Origin of the sequence: Zoogloea sp. (assembly GCF_030157465.1) — a bacterium.
GTDB lineage: Bacteria > Pseudomonadota > Gammaproteobacteria > Burkholderiales > Rhodocyclaceae > Zoogloea.
This window is the reverse complement of the sequence record NZ_JAOAUU010000072.1, coordinates 33,520-54,814: the sequence shown is the minus strand read 5'-3', so window position 1 is coordinate 54,814 and position 21,295 is coordinate 33,520. Positions and strand designations below refer to the sequence as shown.

The following is a 21,295-nucleotide window of genomic DNA, read 5'->3' as shown; positions in this document are numbered from 1 at the left end:
CGTATGAAAATGCTCGGGATTCATCCGTTATGAGTTTCGAATGCGATGGCCCTGGGAGCCCAGCCCCCAACCCTTGCCCCAAAGGCCTCCCGAGCCAATCGCGATCATTGCCTGGATGATGTGAAAACCTTTGCCCAGCGGGTCCGAGGTGGGATTCAGCATCGTGCACACGCGGTGTTTTTGATAGTCGCGCAAGAGTGGCCATACCTGATCCCTTTGGCAGAGGGTGTCGCCAAAAACCAGCAGCACGCCAATGATGCCAATGGTGGCAATCACCAGCGGGGAAATCCATTTCCACGGTATTCCCGCCAGAAACAGCACGAAAAATCCGGACAGAAATACCAGGATGCCCGTCCCGAGGTCGGGCTGCTTGGCGATGAGCAGGACAGGGAGCATCAACAGGCATACGGCCACCAGGTGATCCCGGTGGCGCAGTCCTTCGTCCCGGTGAAAGTAAAACCACGCGAGCATCAATGGTGCGGCGATTTTAAGAATTTCGGAGGGTTGAATGCGCGTAAAGCCGATGTTCAGCCAGCGTTGTGCGCCTTTCGAGATATCTCCGAACAAGGCCACAGCCAGCAACAGAATGACTCCTGCGATGTAGATTGAAGGGGTCATGTTGCGCAGGCGTTGCGGGGTGATATGAGCAGCAACAAAGAGGCATGAGAGGCCGACAGCCAGATTGGCAAAGTGCGCGCTAATCCGCTGTGGCGAAGCGCTGCCAATAATAAAAGTAGCGTAAGCGAGCAAGGCGAAGGTAAGGACCATCAAGGGCCGGTCGATGGGCGCGTTAAGCTTTTGCCACACCGTTCTGGCCTTGAAAAGGATCGGGTTATTCATGCAAGAAGGGCGGCTTTCTACTTCGGGCGGGGGCGCTCGAATATACCCATCTGCCCTGCCTGAGATAATTCGGGAGTCGCTTACGCAATCAGCGTAGGGGCCTTCTGTATCGGCCGTTCGACACCCAGGCGTGCCGTTGTGTGCAGTGCCGATCACATCGGCGGCCGCGATCATGTCTGCCTCTCACACCGCCGGGTGATTGCGAGCGGTGCGCGAAGCCCGATTTCACCGTATCAGCGCAGCAAGAGCGTCGGCACCCTGGAGGCCTTCAGCAAGTCGGTGGTCTTGCTGCTCATGAACTGGCTTCTCAGGGGAGAATGGCTGTATGCCCCCAGGGCCACGAGGTCGAAACCCTGGGGGCTCAGTGCGCTGGCAATCGCATCTTGCCCAGCGGCAACCCCTTGAGCAGGGGGCTGTCGGCCAGCATCTCCACCCCTTTGCGGGTGACCCCGCTGCCGTCAAAGGCGAACAGCACCCGCGTAGGCTCACGGTAGGTTTCGGTGGTCACCAGGACCGGACGCTTGACCGCGCGGCCCCCCATTCCAGGAGTTTGCCCAGACCATTTTTTGCGGTGCCTGACTGCGCGCGCGTACGCCCCAAAACAATCAGCCGGCTTGAGGCTGGGACAAAGAATGGTCACGGATGATTTTCTTTAGGAGCGACTATTAACCCGGCGCTGGCTCCGCCTTTCTACACGGTTGGAGCTAGCGGGTAGAAGATATTCAAGGGCTGGGTTAATAGGGGGTTGGATGCCACGGATCGAACGCCATCGTGCGTGCGTGGTTCAGGCCAGCGTGCCGCTGCGGTAGTCGTCGAGTGCCTGCTCGATTTCCTCGCGGGTGTTCATCACGAAAGGGCCGTACTGGACGACCGGCTCGCCGAGGGGGCGGGCGGCCAGCAGCAGAAAGCTCGCGCCGTGCTGGCCGGCGGTGACTTCGATACGGGCGCCGGGTGACAGGACGCCCGCCTGGCGGGCGGCAAGGGGGCGGGCGGAGTCGTCAGCGCCGACCGTCAGTTCGCCGGCATGGGGGTAGAGGAAGGCCGTGTGGCCTTCCGGTACGGGGTGGCTGAAGCGCTGGCCGGCTTCGAGTCGCACGTCGAGAAACAGCGGCGCCGTGGACAAGCCCTGGATCGGGCCGGGGCGCACCTGGCCGTCGGCGGTTTCGAGTGTGCCGGCGATGATCCGCACTTCTCCGCCCGGAATGCCGATCGGCGGAATTTCTTCCGGCTGGATGTCCCGGTAGGCGGCGGGCTTCATCTTCTCGGCGGCCGGCAGGTTGATCCAGAACTGGAAGCCATGCAGACGGCCGCTCTGCTGCAGCGGCATTTCCGAATGGATGATGCCGCGCCCGGCGGTCATCCACTGGGCGCCGCCGCCGCGCAGATGGCCCTTGTTGCCGAGGTGGTCCTCATGCTGGAAGTCGCCCTCCAGCATGTAGGTCACCGTCTCGAAACCCCGGTGGGGGTGGGCCGGAAAGCCGGCGATGTAGTCGTCCGGATTGTCCGACGCGAACTCGTCGAGCATCAGGAAGGGGTCGAGGCGCAGCCACTGGCTCTGGCCCAGGCTGCGCCGCAGCTTGACACCGGCCCCGTCGGAAACGGGGATGGAGGGGATGATTTTCAGCAGGCTGCGTGTCGTCATGGTGCGCTCCGGGTTCGGGTTGCGAGCTTAGGCGGTGAGTTCGGCGACGGCCTTGTGGGCGTCGGCGAGGGCGGTGTTCTTGCTGTCGTCGCCCATGTTGAGGCCTTCCGCGTAAACAAATTCCACGTCGGTGATGCCGATGAAGCCGAGGAAGTCACGCACGTAGGTGGTCTGGCTGTCTTTCGGGGTGCCGGCGTAGCGGCCGCCGCGGGCGGCGAGGATGTAGGCCTTCTTGCCGGTGAGGAGACCCTTGGGGCCTTCGGCGTTGTACTGGAAGGTGACGCCGGCGCGGGCGATGTGGTCGAAGTAGGCCTTGAGCGTGGAGGGCACGCCGAAGTTGTACATGGGCAGGCCGATGACGACGGTGTCGGCCGCGCGTAGTTCGGCGATCAGGGCGTCGGAGAAGGCGACGACGGCTTGCTGCTCGGCGTTGCGCTCTTCGGGCTTGGCGAAGAAGGCGGTGACGCGGGCGCCATCCAGGTGGGGCACCGGATCGGCGGCGAGATCGCGACTGACGACGGCGGTGTCGGGGTGGCTGGCCTGCCAGGCCGCGACGAAGCGCTCGGTGAGCTGGCTGGACTGACCGTGGCTGGAGAACAGGCTGGCGTTGATCTTGAGAAGGGTGCTCATTTGAGTGACTCCGTGTCGGGTTGCGATGACTGTATTAAACGATTTACCGGAGAGATAAAAAAGTACAAGATTTCGTTTAAATCCATCGAATGGTTAGATGATGAAAGTGCTTCCCACCCCCCATATCGCGCTTGATCAGTGGCGTGCGCTGATTGCCGTGGTCGATTCCGGCGGCTATGCGCAGGCGGCGGATGCGCTGCACAAGAGCCAGTCTTCGGTGACTTACGCGGTGCAGAAGATCGAGTCGGTGCTGGGCGTGAGCGCCTTCGAGATCCAGGGCAGGAAGGCGGTGCTGACCTCAACCGGCCACATGCTTTACCGCCGCGCACTGGCGCTGGTGGGTGAGGCCGGTGACCTGGAGCTGGCGGCGCGCAAGCTGTCGGCGGGCTGGGAGGCGGAGATCGGCCTGGCGGTGGAGGTGCTCTATCCGCCCGATCGGCTCATCGCAGCGCTGGCCCGTTTTGGGGCCGAGGCGCCGCGCACGCGGGTCGAGGTGATCGAATCCGTGCTGGGTGGCACCGGCGAGGCGCTGCTGGGCGGGCAGGCGGAAATTGCCATCACGCCGCATATTCCGCCGGGCTTTCTGGGGGTGCCGCTGATCAACGTGCGGCTGGTGGCGGTGGCGGCACCGTCGCATCCGCTGCATCAGCTGGGGCGCGAGCTGGGCGAGAAGGATTTGCGGCCATGGCGGCATTTGCCGGTGCGGGCTACGGGCTCGACCCGCGACCGCCGCACCACGACCGTCGAGGTCGAGCAGCGCTGGACTTTCAGCAGCATGTCCATGTCGATTGCCGCGGCCTGCGCCGGGCATGGCTTTGCGTGGTATCCCGAAGCGCGCATCCAGGCCGAGCTGGCCGCAGGCTTGCTGAAGCCGCTGCCGCTGGGGGGCGCCGAGGCGCGCTTCATCGATCTTTACCTGGTGCAGGCTGACCCCGATTTCGCCGGGCCGGGTGTGCGCCGGCTGGCGGAAATTCTGGTTGCAGATTCGGCCCTGCGTTCGTAGTACGCTTTGCAGCCCCAAATGCAGCCCCAAGCACAGGAGAAACACCGTGACAGATCGCAAGGCCATCATCCCGAAGGGGATGGAAGCCGTTTACGAAAACATCCACTACGCGCCGGCCGTGCGCGTGGGCAAGACAATCTATGTGTCCGGGCAGATCGGGCGCGACGAGAACATGAAGCTGGTGGAAGGCCGTGAAGCGCAGATCGTGCAGGCCTTTGAGAACCTGAAGAAAGTGCTCGCCGCCGGCGGGGCGACGATGGACGATATCGTCGACCTGACCAGTTTTCACGACGACATGCGTGACCTGTCGCTGTTCATGCAGGTCAAGGACCGTTACCTGACCCGCGATTTTCCGGCCTGGACGGCCATTGGCGCTGCGCAGCTGTGCGGGGCGCCGGGCTACATCATCGAGATCAAGGCGGTAGCGGTTTTGCGCGACTGATGCGCGCCAGCACAACGCAGCCTGCCCAGTAGATCGCGGCGATGAAGATCCAGGCCTCGAGGTAGAAGGGCCGCCACTGGGCGTCGCCGGAAAGGGCGAGGCCCAGTGAGCCGGTGAGTTCGTAAAGGCTGACGATGGTGACGAGCGAGGTGTCCTTGAACAGCGCGATGGCGCTGTTGGCCAGCGACGGGGCGACCGCGCGCAGCACCTGGGGCAGCACGACCCAGCGCTGGGTCTGCCAGTCGCTGAAGCCCAGCGCTGCGGCCGCGTCGAGTTGCTCGGTGCGCAGGGCCTGCAAGCCGCCGCGGATGATCTCGGACAGATAGGCGGCGGCGAACAGCACGATGGCGATGAGCACGCGCCACAGCATGTCGAGGGCGACGCCGTCCGGAAAAAACAGCGGCAGCAAGAACGAAGCCACGAACAGCGCGGCGATCAGCGGAATGCCACGGGCGAGTTCCACGTAGGCGGTGAGCAGGCCGCGCAGCACCGGCAGTGACGAGCGCCGTCCGTAGGCCACGGCTATACCCAGGGGCAGCGAGCCGGCCATGCCGGCCGCGGTGAGCAGCAGGGTGAGCGGCAGGCCGCCCCAGAGTTCGGTGGGCACGCTTTCCAGTCCGCCAACGCCGCCGCCGAGGAGCGGAATGGCGACGAGCGGGGCAAGCGCGAGCGCCGGTATCACGAAGCGCCCGCGCAGCACGCCGGTCGCCACTCCCAGCCAGCTTCCGGCAATCAGCCCGGCGGCGAGTATCGACCGCCACGCGTCATTGGCCGGATAGCGGCCGAGGAGGATGAAACGGGCCTTTTCGGCGACCACGCCCCAGCAGGCGCCGCGATGGTCGAGCGCTTCGCAGGCGGCGATGTCGGGTGCGAAGCGTGCGTTGAGCAGCGCCCATCTGACCAGCGGCGGCAGCCACAGCACGAGGGCGGCCAGCACCAGCAGCGTGAGCCCGGTATTGACGATATCGCCGAAGAAGCGGCGGCGCAGTGCGTCCAGCCTCATGCGGGGCGCCCCTTCAGGTTGCGCTGTTCGAGGCGGTGGCTGATCGCCGCGGCGCCAAGCGACAGCAGCAGATAGACGGCAATCACGATGACCAGGCATTCGATGGCGCGGCCGGTCTGGTTGAGACTGGTGCCGGCCACCGAGACGAGATCGGGGTAGCCGATGGCGACCGCCAGCGAGGCATTCTTGAACAGGTTGAGGAGCTGGCTGGTGACCGGCGGCAGGGCTGCCCGCCAGGCCTGGGGCAGCAGCACGTCGATGAAGGCCCGGCGTGGCGTCATGCCCAGCGCCAGCGCGGCGAGGCGCTGGCCGGGGGGCAGTGCCAGAACGGCCGCGCGCAGGGTTTCGGCGATATAGGCCGCGGAGTAAAGCGCGAGGCCGATCAGCATGGTGAGGTATTCGGGCGTCAGGCGGGCGCCGCCGTCGATGCCGAAGCCGCCCGGCTCGGGAATCTCGAACCCGGTTTCGCCCCACCAGGGCACGCTCAGGCCCGACTTGCTGAGAAAAACGCCCGGCGCGAGGCGCATCGCCGCGTCGGCTGCGGGGAGCAGGTCGGTGAGGATGAAATACCAGGCGAGCAGCTGGAGCAGCAGCGGGATATTGCGAAAGGCGTTGACGTAGGCACTGGCGAGGCCGCGCACCAGCGGGTTGTCGGCGAGCCGCCCGAAGCCGGCGAGGATGCCGATACCCAGCGCCAGGGCAGCGCCGGGCAGGGCCGCGCGCAGGGTGTTGAGCAGCCCGGCGACAAAGGCGAGCAGGGTGGAATCTGCCGCGTCGACGGGCAGCACGCTTTCACCGAGGGTGAAGCCTGCCGGTTCGAGAAGGAAGTCGAAACCGCTGCGGATGCCGCGCTGCTCCAGGTGCCCGGCCGTGGTGACGGCGAGCAGCACGAACAGCCCGACGACGGCCGCGAGGATCAGCGCCTGCGCGACGCGGGAACTGGCACCCATGAGTTTCAGCGCAGCGGCAGGCTGTAGAGGATGCCGCCCTTGTTCCACTGGGCGTTGAGGCCGCGGGGCAGCTTGAGCGGGGAGTCGGCGCCGACGTTGCGGTTGAAGATTTCGCCATAGTTGCCAACGGCCTTCACCGCGCGGGCGGCCCATTCCCGGTCGAGGCCGAGGCTCTTGCCGAGATCTTCGCCAACACCGAGAAAACGCTGTACCGACGGATCGGCCGAGCCTTTCAATGCATCCACCTTGCCTTGGGTGATGCCGAGCTCTTCGGCTTCGATCAGCGCATTGATGGTCCATTTGACGATGGCGAACCACTCGTCGTCGCCACGGCGAACGGCCGGGCCGAGGGGTTCCTTGGAGATGATTTCCGGCAGCACGACGTAGTCGTCGGGATTGGGCGCTTCCTTGGCGCGGATGAAGGCCAGTGCCGAGGCGTCGGTGGTGTAGGCCTGGCAGCGGCCGCTGAAGAAGGCCTTGATGGAGGCTTCGAACTTGTCGAAGACCACGGGCTTGACCTTGATGCCCTGGGCGCGGAAGTAGTCCGAGAGGTTTTTCTCGGTGGTGGTGCCGGACTGGACGCAGATTTCGGCGTTCTTGAGCTGCTTTGCGCTCGTCACCCTGGTTTTTTTCGAGACCAGGAAGCCTTGGCCATCGTAGTAGGTTACCGCGGTGAAGTGCAGGCCGAGGGCGGCGTCGCGGGTCAGGCTCCAGGTGGTGTTGCGGGACAGGATGTCCACTTCGCCGGATTGCAGCGCGGTGAAGCGCTGCTGGGAGCTCAGGGGCACCCAGCGCACCTTGTTGGCGTCGCCAAGCACGGCGGCCGCGATGGCGCGGCAGACGTCCACGTCCAGACCGCGCCACTGGCCCTGGCTGTCGGCGGCGGAAAAACCGATCACGCCGGTGCTGACGCCGCAGGCGAGCTGGCCGCGCGACTTGATGCCGTCGAGGGTTTTGCCGGCGTGGGCGGGGGCTGTGAATGCGGCAAGGGCTGCGGCGATGGTCAGGACGTGGATTCGGGACATGGCAGTCGAAGCGGAAAAACCGGAGCCGCGTAGCTTAACGGGCTTCGGTGTGGTGTTGTAGCCCGGGCTGCGCCGGGGCTGCGGGGCTGGCCGAATGAAAAAAGCCGACGGAGCGTTCCGTCGGCTTTTGGATGCGGCACCTGAAGCTTACTTGACGGTGGCCTTGGTGCGCAGTTCGGCAACGTGGCGCTCGACGTGCTGCTGTTCGAGGCGCTGCTTGAGCTGGCCCTTCACTTCGTCGAAGGCCGGGGCCTTGAGGGCGCGGCTGTCTTCGAGCTTGATGACGTGATAGCCGAAATCGGTTTTTACCGGGGTGGCCGTGTATTTGCCTTTTTCGAGCTTGGTCAGGGCGTCGGCGAAGGGCTTCACGAAGCCGGCGGGGTTGGCCCAGCCGAGGTCGCCGCCCTTGTCCTTGGAGCCGGGATCCTTGGATTGCTTGGCGAGTTCGTCGAATTTTTCGCCCTTGTCCAGCTTGGCGATGATGGCCTTGGCGTCTTCTTCCTTCTCGACGAGGACGTGACGGGCCTTGTATTCCTTGTCGCCCAGTTGCGACTTGATCTTTTCGTATTCGGCCTTGACATCGGCGTCACTGACCGGATGGGACTTCATGTAGTCCTGGATGTAGGTGGTCGCGAGGACGGACTGGCGGGCCAGGTCGAGCTTGGTCTGGGTGGCGGCGCTTTTTTCGAGACCCTTCTTGCGGGCTTCCTGGGCGACGACTTCGAGGCCGATCAGGCGATCCTTGACGGCGGTGCGGAGCTGGTCGGAATCAGGAGCGCCCTGGGCCTTTTGCTCGGCGATCAGCAGGTCGGCACGGGCCTGGGGAATGGCGGTGCCATTGACGGTGGCGACGGTCTGGGCGACGGCGGGCAGCGCAATGAAGGCTGCAAAAAGGGACACAGCCAGACGGGTCGGGACGATTTTCATCAGTTTTCCTTGCTTGGTGGGGCGGGTTGGAGTTTTTACTGTTCTTCAGGCAAGTTTGCCTGAATGGCCAGGGCGTGGATCTCCCGGCGCATCATCTCGCCCAGCGCATCGTAAATCAACCGGTGGCGGGCGACAGTGTTTTTGCCGCTGAAGGCAGCGGAGGCAATGGTGAGGCGGTAATGGCCGCCACCGGAGCGGGCGCCGGCATGGCCGGCGTGGAGCGCGCTGTCGTCGATCAGTTCGAACCGGGTGGGCTCGAGGACGGCGAGGCGACGGCGGATTTCGTCCATGACGTTCACGGCAGGGTTTTCCGGAAAGGCTTGACCGTGCAGCGGGCGAAAACGCCGGTGGCGACGTAGGGGTCGGCTGCGGCCCAGGCTTCGGCTTCGGCCAGGGAGGGGAATTCGGCAATGATCACGCTGCCGGTAAAGCCGGCCGGGCCGGGGTCGGGCGAATCGATTGCCGGGCACGGGCCGGCGAGTATCAAGCGGCCATCTGCCTGCAGGGCCTGCAGGCGGGCGACGTGTTCGGGGCGGGCCGCGAGACGTTTGTCGAGGGTGCCGGGAACGTCTTCACCGATCAGAACGTAGAGCATCAGTTGGATTCCTCTTCAATGTAGCGGGACAGCAGCATTCCCTGGGCCAGCACAAATACGATCATCAGGCCCATGCCGCCGAAAAGCTTGAAGTTGACCCAGGTATCTTCGGAAAAGTTGTATGCAATGAACAGATTCAGTACGCCCATCAGGCCGAAAAAGCCGGCCCAGACCAGGTTGAGCGTGCCCCATATGGGTTCGGGCAGTTTCATCTGGGCTTCGAGCATCTTGCGGATCAGGTTTTTTTTGAGCACGACGGCGGAGAAAAGCAGCGCGCCGGCAAAAAACCAGTAGAGCACGGTGGGTTTCCACTTGATGAAGGTGGGGTTCTGGAAGAACAGGGTCGCGCCGCCGAAGACGGTGACGATGGCGAGGCTGACCCACAGCATGGTGTCGACCTTGCGGTGGCGGAACCACACCCAGCCGATCTGGCCGACGGTGGCGGCGATCGCCACGGCGGTTGCGGCGAAGATGCCGGCAAACTTGTAGGCGACGAAAAACAGGATGATCGGGAACAGGTCGAAGAGAAATTTCATTATCGGGGTGTGAGCTTGGGGCTGGGTTCAGGCGGGGTCGGCGCGGTTGCGCATGTGATCGGCAAGGCCGTCGATGGCGGTCCACAGCCGGGCGCGCAGCGGGCTTTCGGGGATGCATTCGTCGAAGGCGAGCTTCATGCACATGAGCCACTGGTCGCGCTCGCGGCTGGCGATGGTGAAGGGCAGGTGACGGGCCCTGAGGCGCGGATGGCCGTGAGCCTGCTCGTAGAGTGGCGGGCCGCCCAGCCAGCCGGTGAGGTACATGAAGAGTTTTTCTTCCGAGCCGGATAGGTCTTCAGGGTGCATCTGGCGCACATCCCAGGCTTCGGGCAGCGTATCCATCAATTCGTAGAAGCGATGGACGAGGCGGCGGATGCCGGCTTCGCCACCGAGTTCTGCATAGGGCGTGGCGGGTTCAGACACCATGAAGATCCTTCTGGGGCCGGCCGTTGCCACAGTTCATGTTGGCGGGCAGGGCTTCGTCCATCATTTCAGGGCGGGGCAGGTTGAGACTGCCCATCAAGTCGATGAAGGATTGACGGCTGCGGCCGGCGAAGCGCGGGTTGCGGTCTTTTTCCTGGCCGATGCAGGACACGCGGGCGCCGTGGTAGTCGTGGGCGGGATAGACCAGGGTTTCGTCGGGCAGGGTGAACAGGCGCTCGGTGACGCTGTCGTAGAGCTGGCCTGCGTCGCCGCCCTGGAAGTCGGTTCGTCCACAGCCGCTGATCAGGAGCGCGTCGCCGGTGAACAGGCGGTCGCGCCACTGGTAGGTGACGCAGCCGGGGGTGTGGCCGGGGGTGGGAATGACGCGGATCACGTGGTTGCCGAAGACGATGGTGTCGCCTTCGCCGAGCAGGCGGTCGGCGCATCCCGCGGCACCGTTGCGGCCCATGGCGCTGCGGGCGCCGGTGAGTTCGCGCAGGCCGGCCGCGCCAGTGATGTGATCGGCATGGATGTGGGTTTCGAGCACCCACGCCAGGCTCAGCTCCTGCTCTTGCAGAAAGCTGAGGTAGGCGCCCAGGTGCTCCTTGACCGAGTCGATGACAACGGCGTCGCCGCTGATGGGGTCGGCGAGCAGATAGGTCAGCGTGGAACTGGTCTGATCGTAGAACTGGTGGAAGAGGATCATGGTTGCGGCGCCATTAAGGAGTTCGGCCCAATTCTAGCTTTAACTCAGGTTTTTGGCGCGGCCGGGAGCAGGATGCAGGCGTCGAGTCCGCCGCCTTCGCGGGGGCTGAGGCGAAATTCGCCGTGCTGGCCGCGCACGATACGATCGACGATGGCAAGCCCGAGCCCCGAGCCCTTGGTGTTGCTGCGGGCGGATTCCAGGCGGGTAAAGGGGCGCTTCACCCTTTCGGTCTCGGATGCCGGGATGCCGGGCCCGCGGTCGAGCACACGGATGAAGGGCCGGCCGCCAGTGCTGCCGGTTTCGAGTTCGGGCGCAGCGCCGGTGTAGGTGATGGCGTTTTCGATCAGGTTGGTGATGGCCCGGCGCAGGGCTTGCGGGCGCGCCGTCACAAGGCTGGTGCCGCTGCTGCGCACCGTGAGCGGAAAGCCGCGGCGGGCGTAAAGGGCGGAAAGCTCGTCGGCGAGCGCGGCAAGATCGAGGGGGGCGAGGGTTTCGCCGCCATCCACCCGGGAGAACTCCAGGAACTGGCCAATGATGCGGTCCATGTCCTCGATGTCGGAGACCATCGCGTCCACGTCCGCGGGGTCGGCGCCGCACATTTCGACGCCCAGGCGCAGGCGGGCGAGGGGGGTGCGCAGGTCGTGGGAGACGCCGGCAAGAATCAGCGCCCGGTCGGCGTCGAGTTGCTGCAGGTCATGGGACATCTGGTTGAAGGCGTGGGCGAGGTCCGCCAGTTCTGTCGGCCCGCTCTCGGAGAGACGTGGCGGCATTTCACCGCGTCCGACGGTGCGGGCGGCGGCGGCCATGGCCTTGAGGGGGCGGTTGAGGCGGGACACGATCATGTAGGCGCCGAGCATGGCCAGGCACAGGGCGGCGGCGCCCCACCACATCCATTCGAGCGCATGGGGGCGCATGACCCGCTCGCTGGGCAGCATGACCCAGAACTCGGCGTTGTCGGCGGGGTCGTCGCCCTTGATGCGGAAGCTGACCCAGAAACCGGTCAGCCCTTCCCAGGAGGAGGCGAAGCGGGTGTCGGCACCGAGCTGGAGGCGTACGTCCTCGATAACCCGGCGCAGTACCGCGGTGTCGTCGAGGGGCGTGGTCTTGTCGTCATCCTCGGCCGGGTAGATGCGGATGCCTTCGAGGGTGGCCAGGTCGAGGAGCAGATCCTTGCGCAGTGCCGGGTCGGCGTTGAGCAGGGCCGTGCGGGTGAGGTTGATGATGCTGACTACGGTCTGGGCGGTTTGCCGGCCCCGGCTGGCCTGGTCGAAGTGGCTGAATATGGCCGACCATACTGCCACCGAGGCCAGCATGAGTACGGCCACCAGCAGGAAGATTCGCCACAGCAGGGTTCGGGGTGACAAGGGCAGGAGCGCTCGAAGGCGGGGGTGCGCCATGAAGCCGGGTCAAGGGGCCGCGTGTTTGTTGCCGTCGGGAACGAAGACGTAGCCGAAGCCCCAGACGGTCTGGATGTAGCGGGGCTTGCCGGGGTCTTCTTCGATGAGCTTCCTGAGGCGCGAAATCTGCACGTCGATGGAACGGTCGAAGACGTCGTATTCGCGCCCGCGCGCCAGTTCCATCAGGCGGTCGCGGGAGAGGGGCTGGCGGGGGTGCTGGAGCAGTACCTTGAGCAGCGCAAATTCGCCGGTGGTCAGCAGGGTTTCCTCGCCGCTGCGAACCAGGATGCGGGTGCCGAGCTGGACGACGATCTGGCCGAAGCTGACGTCCTCGTCGTCGGCGGCGGGTGCGCCAGGCGGCGTTTGCGGCTGGCGGCGCATCACGGCGTGGATGCGGGCAACCAGTTCGCGCGGGTTGAAGGGCTTGGGCAGGTAGTCGTCGGCGCCCATCTCGAGGCCGACGATACGGTCGACGTCGTCGCCCTTGGCGGTGAGCATCACGATGGGGATGGGGTTATTGGTGCCGCGCAGGCGCCGGCAGATCGACAGGCCGTCCTCGCCGGGCAGCATCAGATCGAGCACCATCAGGTCGAAATGTTCGCGCAGGAGCACGCGATCCATCTGGGCCGCGTCACTGACCGTCTTGACGTTGAAGCCCTGTTCGCCGAGATAGCGTTTGAGAAGATCCCGCAGGCGAAGGTCGTCGTCGACGACGAGAATGCGATAGCTTTCTTTTTCCATGGAGCGAATCCTAGCTTTTCGCCTGCCAGCCGGCTAGCCGGATAGCGAGGGTGCAGTAAGCAAAAGTAAGGGCTCGGGGCGGCCTAACATCCTCTTACAAAGGGGGATTTCAATCCGCGGCGGGGCTGCCAGAATCAAATCCAGCGGGGGCTGAATGTCCGAAATTCTGTCGCCGGGTTAGGATATGGGACATGGAAAGCGAGATGTCTGTGCATAACAAGTTGCTTCGTGGTGTGGGCTTCGTGGCGGCAGGCGTGCTGGCAGGGCAGTTGTGGTGTGCCGCTGCGTTTGCCAACGGGCCTGAGCGGGGGGGCGGCTGGCTGCGTTCCCATGCGGGTCCGGTCGATCGCCAGATGCGTGAGCCGCCGGCCTTCATGGCCGAGCCGGCGCGTCGTCCGGACATGGACGACAGCCGCAATCCGCGTCGCTGGTCGCCCGAGGAGCGGCGCCAGTTGCGGCGCGACGTCCATGACGCGGGGCGCGATGTTTACGGTAACCCACCGCCGCGCCGGCCTGATTGATGGGCTCTGGCGTGGCGTGCCCTTGTGCCGGCACGGCCGGCGGGCCCGCGGGGCGTTAGAATGCGCGGGCCATGAAGATCCTAGCCCTCGAAACCTCCTCCGAATCCGCCTCGGTCGCCCTTCTGGACGGCGAGCGGATGCACGAACGTTCCGTTGCCGGTAGCCCCGGCCATTCGGAAACCATCCTTCCTGAAATTGTCCAGCTCCTCAAGGATGCGGGCCTTGCACTTGGCGACGTGGATGCGATTGCCTTTGGTGCTGGCCCGGGCGCTTTCACCGGTCTGCGGCTTGCCTGCGGGGTTGCCCAGGGCCTGGCGATGGGCGCCGGCAAGCCGGTGATTCCCGTCGGTACCCTTGAAGCGCTGGCGAGCCTGTGCGGGCACGATGCGATTTTTGTCGCGGCCGATGCGCGCATGTCCGAGGTTTATTTTGCGGCCTACCGCCGCGTTGATGGCGCGCTGCAGGAATGCCTCGCGCCGGCCTGCGCAGTGCCAACGAGCGTGCAACTGCCGCCTGACGGCACGTGGTTCGGCTTCGGCTCCGCCTTCCGGGCTTACGAAAAAACCCTTGTTCCGGCGCTTGGCGATCGCTTGACCGGTTTTGACGCATCCACGCCGCAGCTGGCTGCGGCCGTTGCCCGGCTTGCCGCCGGGCGCTTCCTGCGCGGCGAAGCCATCGACCCGGCGCTCGCCGCACCGCTGTATGTGCGCGACAAGGTTGCGATGACCACTGCCGAGCGCCTCGCCCGCGGAGGCAAGGCATGAGCGTGGTGGTGCCTGCCCTCGATCCCGTTTTTGCGCCCATGAGCGAGCTCGACCTCGAATGGGTCGCTGCACAGGATCGACTGCTGTATCCGTTTCCGTGGTCGGCCATCAGTTTTGCCGATTCGATGAGTGCAGGTTACGGCTGCTGGATGATGTTCGACGGTGCCGAGCCGGTGGGCTACGCGGTCTTGATGATGGTGCTCGACGAGGCCCACATCCTCAACATCAGCGTGGTGTCGGCGCGTCAGAACTGCGGATTCGGCCGGCGTCTGCTCGATCACCTGGGCCGGGTTGCCCGTGAGGCCGGCGCGCGCCAGCTCTTTCTCGAAGTGCGGCCGTCCAACGTGCCGGCGCTGGCGCTCTATCAGCGGGCCGGCTTTGAAACGATAGGCCGGCGCAAGGGCTATTACCCGGCCGCCGAAGGGCGGGAAGACGCCCTGGTGATGAGGTTGCCGCTATGGCGATGAGGCCGCAGGGCCGCCTGAAGGGCGAATGTTTCCGCATGGCCGAAAGGCGCGCAGCGGCAAGGGTGTGCTCATGAATTCCCGGCGCGACGGCATTCTGCGTGAAATGGGGCTCGCCCCCCTGTGGCGGCTGCGCGGTGCGGAGGAGGTCGAGGAGGTTCCGGTCGTCGAATCCGCCCCGCCTGAGCCGGTTGTCCGGGCGCCCGAGATGCTTCCGTCTGGCGTGCAGGCTGTGGACGAGGCAACGGTCAAACCGCTGGCCCGCTTTGCGCCGCCGGTGGCGGGTCTGTCGTCCGGGCCCCCGATCGAAGCACCCGCAACGCACCGTGATGTGCCGGGCGATATCGCAAGCCTTGATTGGGACGAACTGGATGCCCGCATCCGTGCCTGCGATGCCTGCGAGCTGTGCCAGCGCCGCAAGCAGGCGGTGCCCGGTGTCGGCGATCGCCAGGCCGACTGGTTGTTTGTCGGCGAAGGGCCGGGCGCCGAGGAAGACGCGCGCGGTGAGCCCTTCGTCGGTCAGGCCGGACGCCTGCTCGACAACATGCTGGCGAGCATCGATCTCAAGCGGGGCGAGGACGTGTTCATCGGCAACGCGGTGAAATGCCGTCCGCCCAACAACCGCACGCCTGAAGTGTCCGAGCTGGCCGCCTGCTTCCCCTACCTGCAACGCCAGATCGGGCTGATTCAGCCGCGCCTGATTGTCGCCCTTGGCCGCCCGGCCGCCCAGGCGCTGCTGAACCAGGAGGTGAAGATTGGTGCCATGCGCGGCAAGCTGTTTGAGTACAACGGAATCCCTGTGATCATCACCTATCATCCGGCCTACCTGCTGCGTAACCAGGCCGACAAGGCCAAGGCCTGGGAAGACCTGTGCTTCGCCCGCGCCACCATGCGTCGCCTCAAGCAAGAGGTCGAGGCCTGACGGGGCGCCCGTAGAAGTGCAAGATTTGATCGCCAGACGAAGATGAACGGTGCCCGTCATCCCGCTTGGCTAGAATGTTTGTTTCGGTCGCCTCAAACGGCTGCTTTTTTTCGAGGACACACCATGCGTATCAAGCTATTCCTGTCGATGATCCTGTCCTTGCTGCTGCTCTCGGGCTGTGGCTACAACCAGATCCAGATCAACGACGAACAGATCAATGCCTCGTGGTCCGAGGTGCTCAACCAGTACAAACGCCGGGCCGACCTGATTCCCAACCTCGTGCAGGTGGTTCAGGGCTACGCGTCCCACGAGAAAGAGGTGCTGACCCGCGTGACCGAAGCCCGTGCCAACGTGGCCGGCATGAAGGTGACGCCCGAGCTCGTGAATGATCCGGACGCCATGGCCAAATTCCAGAAGGCTCAGGGCGAGCTTTCCGGCGCGCTTTCGCGCCTGCTGGTGGTCACCGAGAACTATCCCAATCTCAAGGCCGACGCCAACTTCCGCGATCTCCAGGCCCAGCTCGAAGGCACCGAGAACCGCATCACCGTGGCCCGCAACCGCTACATCAAGGCGGTGCAGGATTACAACGTGTCGGTGCGCACCTTCCCCAACAACCTTACCGCGATGGTGATCGGCGCCAAGGCCAAGGCCAACTTCACCGTCGAGAACGAAGCCACCATCAGCGAGCCGCCGAAGGTGAATTTCGGCAGCCCGGCTCCGGCAGGCCGCTAAGGCCGGCGCGGGGCTTTCGTCGTGGGGCGGGTTTTGGCGGTCTTCTTGCGGTTTCTGCTGCTGGTGCTCGGCATCGTCGGCGGGGGGGCGCATGGCCAGGAATTGCAGGCCATTCCGGCGTTGTCGGCGCATGTAACCGATACGCTTGGATTGCTGCCCGAGCCGCAGCGGCTGGCCCTTGAAAACCGCCTGATCCGGCTGGAGCAGGAAAAGGGCGCCCAGGTTGCGGTGCTGGTGGTGTCCACCACGCAGCCCGAGGCCATCGAGGCCTACGCCCTGCGCGCCGCCGAGGCTTGGCGCCTGGGGCGCAAGGGCGTGGACGACGGCGTGCTGTTTCTGGTGGCGCGCGAGGATCGCCGCATGCGCATCGAGGTGGGGCGCGGGCTGGAAGGCGCGATTCCCGACGCCATTGCCAAGCGCATCATCGCCGATGTGGTGACGCCGCATTTCAAGACCGGGGATTTTTCCGGTGGCATTGAGGCTGGCGTCGAGGCGATTGCCGCGCGGGTCAGCGGCGAGGCCTTGCCGGCGCCTGCAGAAGGTGGGGCCGGGCCCGGTGTGACTGTCGACTCGCTTTCGGATGTGCTCGTCTTTGGCTTGCTCGGGGTCGTCATCGTCGGCAGTGTGCTGCGGGTGATCCTCGGCCGGGTGCTGGGTGCGACCGTTCTTGGAGGGCTCGCCGGGGTGGGCGGATGGATGTTCTCCGGCGCCTTGCTGGTCGGCGTGGTGGCCGGCGTGGTGGCCTTCTTCTTCGCGCTTGCTCTCGGTTCAGGGGGCGGTGGCCGCGGCGGGCCGTGGGTGGGCGGCGGCGGCATGGCTGGCTTCGGGCGCGGCGGCGGTGGCGGAGGCTGGTCGGGCGGTGGTGGCGGTTTTGGCGGCGGCGGCGCGTCGGGGAGCTGGTGATGCAGATCGGACGTTTGCTTCGTCATGTCATTGCACCGTCTTGGGTGCTGGGGCGGGTGTTCACGCCACCCGTCATGAAGGCCATAGATGCCGCCGTGAAGGCTTCGGAAGCGCGCCATCGGGGCGAGATCCGTTTTGCTGTCGAGGCCGGGCTGGATGTGTCCGAATTGATGCGTGGCATCGATAGCCGCGAGCGCGCGGTAGAGGTCTTTTCGCGCTTGCGGGTGTGGGATACGGACGAGAACACCGGCGTGCTGATCTACGTCCAGTGGGTTGACCGCCGGGTCGAGATTGTTGCGGACCGGGGGATTGCCCGGCAGGTGCCGCAGGCCGAATGGGATCGCGTTTGCCGGCGGATGGAGTCTGCGTTTCGCGAAAAGCGTTTTGGCGACGGGGCGGTGGATGCCGTGCGCGCCGTGGGTGATCTGCTTGCCGGGCCTTTCCCGGCGCGGGGAAGCAACCCGAACGAATTGCCGGACCGGCCGGTTTTGCTGAAGTAGCGCAGTTGCGATCCAGACGTGATTCAAAAAAATGGGGCCGATATGTTGGCCCCGTTTTTTGGTCTGTCAGTTGCCGTTTTGCAGTGCGGCAGTTTGCCCGATGCTGAAGTAAAGCGAGGCGCCCTGGCCGACTTCGCCTTCGGCCCATACTTCGCCGCCATGCCGGCGGACGATGCGGGCGACGGTGGCGAGGCCGATGCCGGTGCCGGGAAACTCCCGGTCGGAGTGCAGGCGCTGGAAAGGGCGGAACAGGTTTTCCCGGTAGCGCATGTCGAAGCCGGCGCCGTTGTCGCGGATCACGAAGGCATCGACGCCTTCGTGGCGGGTGGCTTCGAAGCGGATTGCCGGGTGCTCGACGCGGCCGGTGAACTTCCAGGCGTTGCCGAGCAGGTTTTCCAGCACGGTGCGCATCAGGCTCGGGTCGCCCTCGACCTGCAGATGCGGGGCGATGTCCACCCGGACTTCCCGCTCCGGATCTTGCTGGCGGAGTTCTTCGCAAATCACCTGGGCGAGCAGGGTGAGATCCACCGGGCGGCGCTCCAGCTCCTTGCGGCTGACCCGTGAAAGCGTGAGCAGGTCATCGATGAGTTGCCCCATGCGGTGCACGGCAGCGCGAACCCGGCGCAGGAGCTCCTTGGCCTCGTCGTCGAGCTTGTCGCCGTAGTCCGAGCCGAGGATGGCGCTGTAGCCCTCGATGGCGCGCAGCGGTGCGCGCAGGTCATGGGATACCGAGTAGCTGAAGGATTCGAGTTCGTTGAGGGCGGCGCTGAGCTGGGAGGTGCGCTCGGCGACGCGGCGTTCGAGTTCGGTGTTGAGGCGCTTGATGGCGCGTTCTGCAAACTTGCGTTCGGTGAGATCGGTGCCCACGCCGACGATATGCGGCTTGCCGTCGAGAATGACGCGCCGGCCGACGACGAGAAAAGGCACGGGCTCCTTGTCGTTGCGGCGAAGCATGACTTCCGCCGACGCCTCGCCGGTGAGCAGGGCCGATTCGATGCGGTGGGCCATGACCGGTTCCTGCTCCGGGATCACCAGGCTTTCTGCTTCCGCGTTGAGGAGCTGCGCGTCGGGGAGGCCGGTGAGTTCGCTTACGAAGCGATTCCACAGCACCAGCCGGCCGCGCTGGTCGAACAGGAAGAAGGGCGCCGGCAGGCCTTCGATGAGGCCATGGGAAAAATCGCGCTCGGCCTTGAGCTGCTCTTCGGCGCGCTTCCTGGCGGTGATGTCGCCGATCGAGCCGACGATGCGGACGGCGCGCCCCTGCTGGTTACGGTGGGCCAGGCCGCGGGCCAGTACCCAGTGGAACTTGCCGTCCTTGTCGGCCACCCGGTATTCGGATTCGAAGTGATCGGTTTCGCCACGCAGGTGGGCGATGACATCTGCCCGGTAGTGGGCCCGGTCGTCCGGATGGATGAGCTTCAGCCACTCGTCGCCGGTGGTGCGCAGGGTGTCGCTGTCGAGGCCCAGCAGCGACAGGAGGCGCGACGACAGGTACAGGTAGCGGGTGGTCGGATCCCAGTCCCACAGGCCTTCGTTGGTGCCGCGCTGGGCCAGCACGTAGCGCTCCTTGCTGTCGCGCAGTTGGGCTTCGGCTTCGAGATAGGCGGTGCGGTCTTCGACGATGCCGATGCCGCCGCAGACCTTGCCGGCCGCGTCGTAGTCCGGGGCGACGCGGATCGAGAGTATGTGCACGTCATCCAGGCCCAGCGGCGAGACGAAGGGGCCGTCGTAGGCGCCACGCTGGCCGAGCAGGGCTTGCTGGAGAATCGACAGGATGGCCTCGTCGCCGAGGCTGTGGAGGTCCATGCCGGCCAGTTGTTCGGGCGTCGAGCGGATGATTTCGGCCAGCCGGCTATTGCAGTAGCTGATCAGCAGGTCGCTTGTGTAGTGGAAAATGCCCACTGGCGAGTTTTCCACGAGGGCGCGGTAGCGTGCCTGCTGGCTTGTGACGGCCTGGTGGTCGCGGCGCTCCTCGGTCTGGTCGCGGAAAACCATGACGGTGCCGAGGGGCTGTTCGTGGGGCGCCAGCATGATGGGCGCGCAGCTATGGGTAATCGGGCGGCGCATCCCGCCGCGATCAACCAGCAGTGTTGGCTTGCTGGCCGTGCCCTTGTGGCGCTCCCGCAGTGCCCTGGCGGCCGGGCATTCGAGCGCCTCGCCGGTTTCTTCGTCAATGATGTGGAAGTGCGCGCCGAGGTGCTGGCCGCGGGCTTCGTCCTCGTTCCAGCCGGTGAGCGCCTCTGCCACCGGGTTCATCAGCGTGATGCGGCTCTGCTCGTCGGTCGCGATGACCGCTTCGCCCATGCTGCGCAGGGTGACGCGAAGATTTTCGCGGGCGGTGCGCTCGGCAGTCTGGTCGAAGGCTGCGCCGACGACGGCCTTCAGGCTGCCGTCGGGCCGGCGCAGAAGAGTCGCTTGATCGCGAATCCAGATGGGGCCGGAGCAGTCCGAGTCGAGCTGGTATTCAAAGCTGATTTCCACCGGATCGCAGCCCGGGGTTTTGAGGGCTTCACCAATCCGGGCCCAGATACGGCCCAGTTCCTCGCTGCTGATGCGCTGGGAAAAGTGTTGCCAGCCGCCTGGGGCGCACAAGGTCTCGATGGAAGTGCCCAGCCATGCTTCGGCGCGGGGCGAGATGTAGTCGTAGCATTCGTGTTCGGGGTTGAACCGGTACTGCACGTGCTGCACCGTGTCGAGTACTTCGCGGAAGCGTGTTTCGCATTCGGCGCCGGAAACGTCACCATGGAGCGGAAGGCTGATTGCGGCAGGTGCCGGATGGGCTTTGGCGGGCTCACGGCGCAGCAGAACAAACAGGAACACGCTCGTGGCGCCAGCCAGCAGGGTGCTCAGGTGATGGCGTAGCGCTTCTGCCGCGGGCAGCAACTCTACGCCGGCGATCAGCGTGACGGCCAGCAGCGCATAGACGCAGGCGATGCGCGCGGCGCGGATCGCGGGCATCGGAAGGAGGGCTGGGCCGGCCTCGATCTGTTCCAGCGCGGGCTCGTGGTTCCGTGGGGGAGTCATCGAGCCCGCCCTGTCAGGGAGGGGGCTGTCACTGTTTGGGCCGGTGTTTGCACGATGCTGCTTTAAAATCCGTTTTTCAGGTTCCGAAACTTCATTTCAGTCATTTCTGTCATTCATCTATGACCCCTATCAGTCCCGAGCAGGACGCCGAATTCATGCGTGTCGCCATCGAACTGGCCGAGGAGGCCGGCCGCCGTGGCGAGGTGCCCGTCGGCGCGGTGATCGTCGGACCCGATGGCCGTGTCGTCGGCCGCGGCTTCAATCAGCCCATTTTGCGCCATGACCCCACTGCCCACGCCGAGGTGATGGCGCTGCGCAATGCGGCTGAAACGCTGGCCAATTACCGCATGCCCGGCTGCACGCTGTATGTGACGCTCGAACCCTGCGTGATGTGTGCCGGAGCAATTATGCATGCCCGGATTGGCCGGGTGGTGTTTGGTGCGCGTGATCCGAAAACAGGCGTCGCAGGTAGCGTAATCGATCTTTTTGCGGAGACACGCCTAAATCATCACGCCGAGGTGGAGGGAGGAGTCCTTGCCGACACATGTGGCGGAATTTTGTCCGGTTTTTTTGCCGCCCGGCGCAAACGGGGGGCCGGAGCGTGA

Annotated in this window: 26 protein-coding genes; 10 read left to right on the top strand and 16 right to left on the bottom strand. The window is 65.2% G+C overall.

Features of this window, described 5'->3' with window-relative positions:
* Positions 1–27: 27 nt before the first annotated feature.
* The 4 genes from Q1W26_RS09735 to Q1W26_RS09720 form a co-directional block, all read right to left on the bottom strand.
* Complete coding sequence (locus Q1W26_RS09735; RefSeq protein ID WP_300439124.1) at positions 28–840, bottom strand: FtsW/RodA/SpoVE family cell cycle protein; 813 nt, start codon at positions 838–840, stop codon at positions 28–30.
* Positions 841–1,201: 361 nt separating this feature from the next.
* The gene (locus tag Q1W26_RS09730) at positions 1,202–1,348 is read right to left on the bottom strand and encodes a hypothetical protein (protein WP_300439121.1); all 147 of its coding nucleotides are present in this window, start codon (positions 1,346–1,348) and stop codon (positions 1,202–1,204) included.
* Between the two features lie 276 nt (positions 1,349–1,624).
* On the bottom strand, positions 1,625–2,482 hold the full coding sequence (locus Q1W26_RS09725; protein ID WP_300439118.1) for a pirin family protein: 858 nt from the start codon (positions 2,480–2,482) through the stop codon (positions 1,625–1,627).
* A gap of 27 nt (positions 2,483–2,509) precedes the next feature.
* The gene (locus Q1W26_RS09720; RefSeq protein ID WP_300439116.1) at positions 2,510–3,112 is read right to left on the bottom strand and encodes an NAD(P)H-dependent oxidoreductase; all 603 of its coding nucleotides are present in this window, start codon (positions 3,110–3,112) and stop codon (positions 2,510–2,512) included.
* A 97-nt stretch (positions 3,113–3,209) separates the two neighbouring features.
* Between Q1W26_RS09720 and Q1W26_RS09715 the strand changes: the two genes are divergently transcribed.
* On the top strand, positions 3,210–4,115 hold the full coding sequence (locus Q1W26_RS09715) for a LysR family transcriptional regulator (protein ID WP_300439113.1): 906 nt from the start codon (positions 3,210–3,212) through the stop codon (positions 4,113–4,115).
* Positions 4,116–4,161: 46 nt separating this feature from the next.
* Complete coding sequence (locus Q1W26_RS09710) at positions 4,162–4,557, top strand: RidA family protein (protein WP_300439110.1); 396 nt, start codon at positions 4,162–4,164, stop codon at positions 4,555–4,557.
* Here Q1W26_RS09710 and Q1W26_RS09705 read toward each other — a convergent pair.
* The 11 genes from Q1W26_RS09705 to ompR form a co-directional block, all read right to left on the bottom strand.
* Positions 4,529–5,560, bottom strand: a complete 1,032-nt coding sequence (locus tag Q1W26_RS09705; RefSeq protein WP_300439107.1) for an amino acid ABC transporter permease — start codon at positions 5,558–5,560, stop codon at positions 4,529–4,531. The two genes, Q1W26_RS09710 and Q1W26_RS09705, sit on opposite strands and share 29 nt — an antisense overlap.
* Entirely contained in the window at positions 5,557–6,510 is a 954-nt protein-coding gene (locus tag Q1W26_RS09700) for an ABC transporter permease subunit (RefSeq protein ID WP_300439104.1), read from the bottom strand. Before Q1W26_RS09700 ends, Q1W26_RS09705 begins: the two co-directional genes overlap by 4 nt.
* A 5-nt stretch (positions 6,511–6,515) precedes the next feature.
* On the bottom strand, positions 6,516–7,535 hold the full coding sequence (locus Q1W26_RS09695; protein ID WP_300439101.1) for an amino acid ABC transporter substrate-binding protein: 1,020 nt from the start codon (positions 7,533–7,535) through the stop codon (positions 6,516–6,518).
* A 147-nt stretch (positions 7,536–7,682) separates the two neighbouring features.
* Positions 7,683–8,462 (bottom strand): peptidylprolyl isomerase, encoded by a 780-nt coding sequence (locus Q1W26_RS09690; protein ID WP_300439098.1) that lies wholly within the window; start codon positions 8,460–8,462, stop codon positions 7,683–7,685.
* Positions 8,463–8,497: 35 nt separating this feature from the next.
* Complete coding sequence (locus Q1W26_RS09685) at positions 8,498–8,752, bottom strand: BolA family protein (protein ID WP_300439133.1); 255 nt, start codon at positions 8,750–8,752, stop codon at positions 8,498–8,500.
* A gap of 5 nt (positions 8,753–8,757) precedes the next feature.
* The gene (locus tag Q1W26_RS09680; protein ID WP_300439095.1) at positions 8,758–9,057 is read right to left on the bottom strand and encodes a YciI family protein; all 300 of its coding nucleotides are present in this window, start codon (positions 9,055–9,057) and stop codon (positions 8,758–8,760) included.
* The gene (locus Q1W26_RS09675; protein WP_300439093.1) at positions 9,057–9,593 is read right to left on the bottom strand and encodes a septation protein A; all 537 of its coding nucleotides are present in this window, start codon (positions 9,591–9,593) and stop codon (positions 9,057–9,059) included. Before Q1W26_RS09675 ends, Q1W26_RS09680 begins: the two co-directional genes overlap by 1 nt.
* 27 nt (positions 9,594–9,620) lie before the next feature.
* Positions 9,621–10,019 carry a group II truncated hemoglobin gene (locus tag Q1W26_RS09670; RefSeq protein WP_300439091.1) on the bottom strand — a complete coding sequence of 133 codons (399 nt, stop codon included), beginning with the start codon at positions 10,017–10,019 and terminating at the stop codon, positions 9,621–9,623.
* Complete coding sequence (locus Q1W26_RS09665; protein WP_300439088.1) at positions 10,009–10,722, bottom strand: MBL fold metallo-hydrolase; 714 nt, start codon at positions 10,720–10,722, stop codon at positions 10,009–10,011. Before Q1W26_RS09665 ends, Q1W26_RS09670 begins: the two co-directional genes overlap by 11 nt.
* A gap of 44 nt (positions 10,723–10,766) precedes the next feature.
* Positions 10,767–12,086: a sensor histidine kinase gene (locus tag Q1W26_RS09660; RefSeq protein WP_300439085.1), complete on the bottom strand. Its 1,320-nt coding sequence runs from the start codon at positions 12,084–12,086 to the stop codon at positions 10,767–10,769.
* 42 nt (positions 12,087–12,128) lie between these two features.
* Entirely contained in the window at positions 12,129–12,860 is a 732-nt protein-coding gene (gene ompR / locus Q1W26_RS09655) for a two-component system response regulator OmpR (RefSeq protein ID WP_300439082.1), read from the bottom strand.
* A gap of 203 nt (positions 12,861–13,063) precedes the next feature.
* Between ompR and Q1W26_RS09650 the strand changes: the two genes are divergently transcribed.
* The 7 genes from Q1W26_RS09650 (at position 13,064) to Q1W26_RS09620 (ending at position 17,666) form a co-directional block, all read left to right on the top strand.
* Positions 13,064–13,381, top strand: coding sequence for a hypothetical protein (locus tag Q1W26_RS09650; RefSeq protein WP_300439079.1), 318 nt, complete (start codon positions 13,064–13,066; stop codon positions 13,379–13,381).
* A 71-nt stretch (positions 13,382–13,452) separates the two neighbouring features.
* On the top strand, positions 13,453–14,145 hold the full coding sequence (tsaB, locus tag Q1W26_RS09645) for a tRNA (adenosine(37)-N6)-threonylcarbamoyltransferase complex dimerization subunit type 1 TsaB (protein ID WP_300439076.1): 693 nt from the start codon (positions 13,453–13,455) through the stop codon (positions 14,143–14,145).
* Positions 14,142–14,612, top strand: a complete 471-nt coding sequence (gene rimI / locus Q1W26_RS09640; protein ID WP_300439073.1) for a ribosomal protein S18-alanine N-acetyltransferase — start codon at positions 14,142–14,144, stop codon at positions 14,610–14,612. Before tsaB ends, rimI begins: the two co-directional genes overlap by 4 nt.
* A gap of 70 nt (positions 14,613–14,682) precedes the next feature.
* The gene (locus tag Q1W26_RS09635) at positions 14,683–15,531 is read left to right on the top strand and encodes a uracil-DNA glycosylase (RefSeq protein WP_300439070.1); all 849 of its coding nucleotides are present in this window, start codon (positions 14,683–14,685) and stop codon (positions 15,529–15,531) included.
* Positions 15,532–15,654: 123 nt separating this feature from the next.
* Positions 15,655–16,263, top strand: a complete 609-nt coding sequence (locus tag Q1W26_RS09630) for a LemA family protein (RefSeq protein WP_300439067.1) — start codon at positions 15,655–15,657, stop codon at positions 16,261–16,263.
* A gap of 45 nt (positions 16,264–16,308) precedes the next feature.
* Positions 16,309–17,166, top strand: a complete 858-nt coding sequence (locus Q1W26_RS09625) for a TPM domain-containing protein (protein WP_300439064.1) — start codon at positions 16,309–16,311, stop codon at positions 17,164–17,166.
* Positions 17,166–17,666 carry a TPM domain-containing protein gene (locus tag Q1W26_RS09620; protein ID WP_300439061.1) on the top strand — a complete coding sequence of 167 codons (501 nt, stop codon included), beginning with the start codon at positions 17,166–17,168 and terminating at the stop codon, positions 17,664–17,666. The genes Q1W26_RS09625 and Q1W26_RS09620 overlap by 1 nt, the downstream gene beginning before the upstream one ends.
* Positions 17,667–17,732: 66 nt before the next feature.
* Here Q1W26_RS09620 and Q1W26_RS09615 read toward each other — a convergent pair whose 3' ends face one another.
* A complete protein-coding gene (locus Q1W26_RS09615; protein WP_300439058.1) occupies positions 17,733–20,690 on the bottom strand; it encodes a PAS domain S-box protein in 2,958 nt (985 codons plus the stop codon).
* Positions 20,691–20,809: 119 nt separating this feature from the next.
* Here Q1W26_RS09615 and tadA point away from each other — a divergent pair, with 119 nt between their 5' ends.
* The gene (tadA, locus tag Q1W26_RS09610; RefSeq protein ID WP_300439130.1) at positions 20,810–21,295 is read left to right on the top strand and encodes a tRNA adenosine(34) deaminase TadA; all 486 of its coding nucleotides are present in this window, start codon (positions 20,810–20,812) and stop codon (positions 21,293–21,295) included.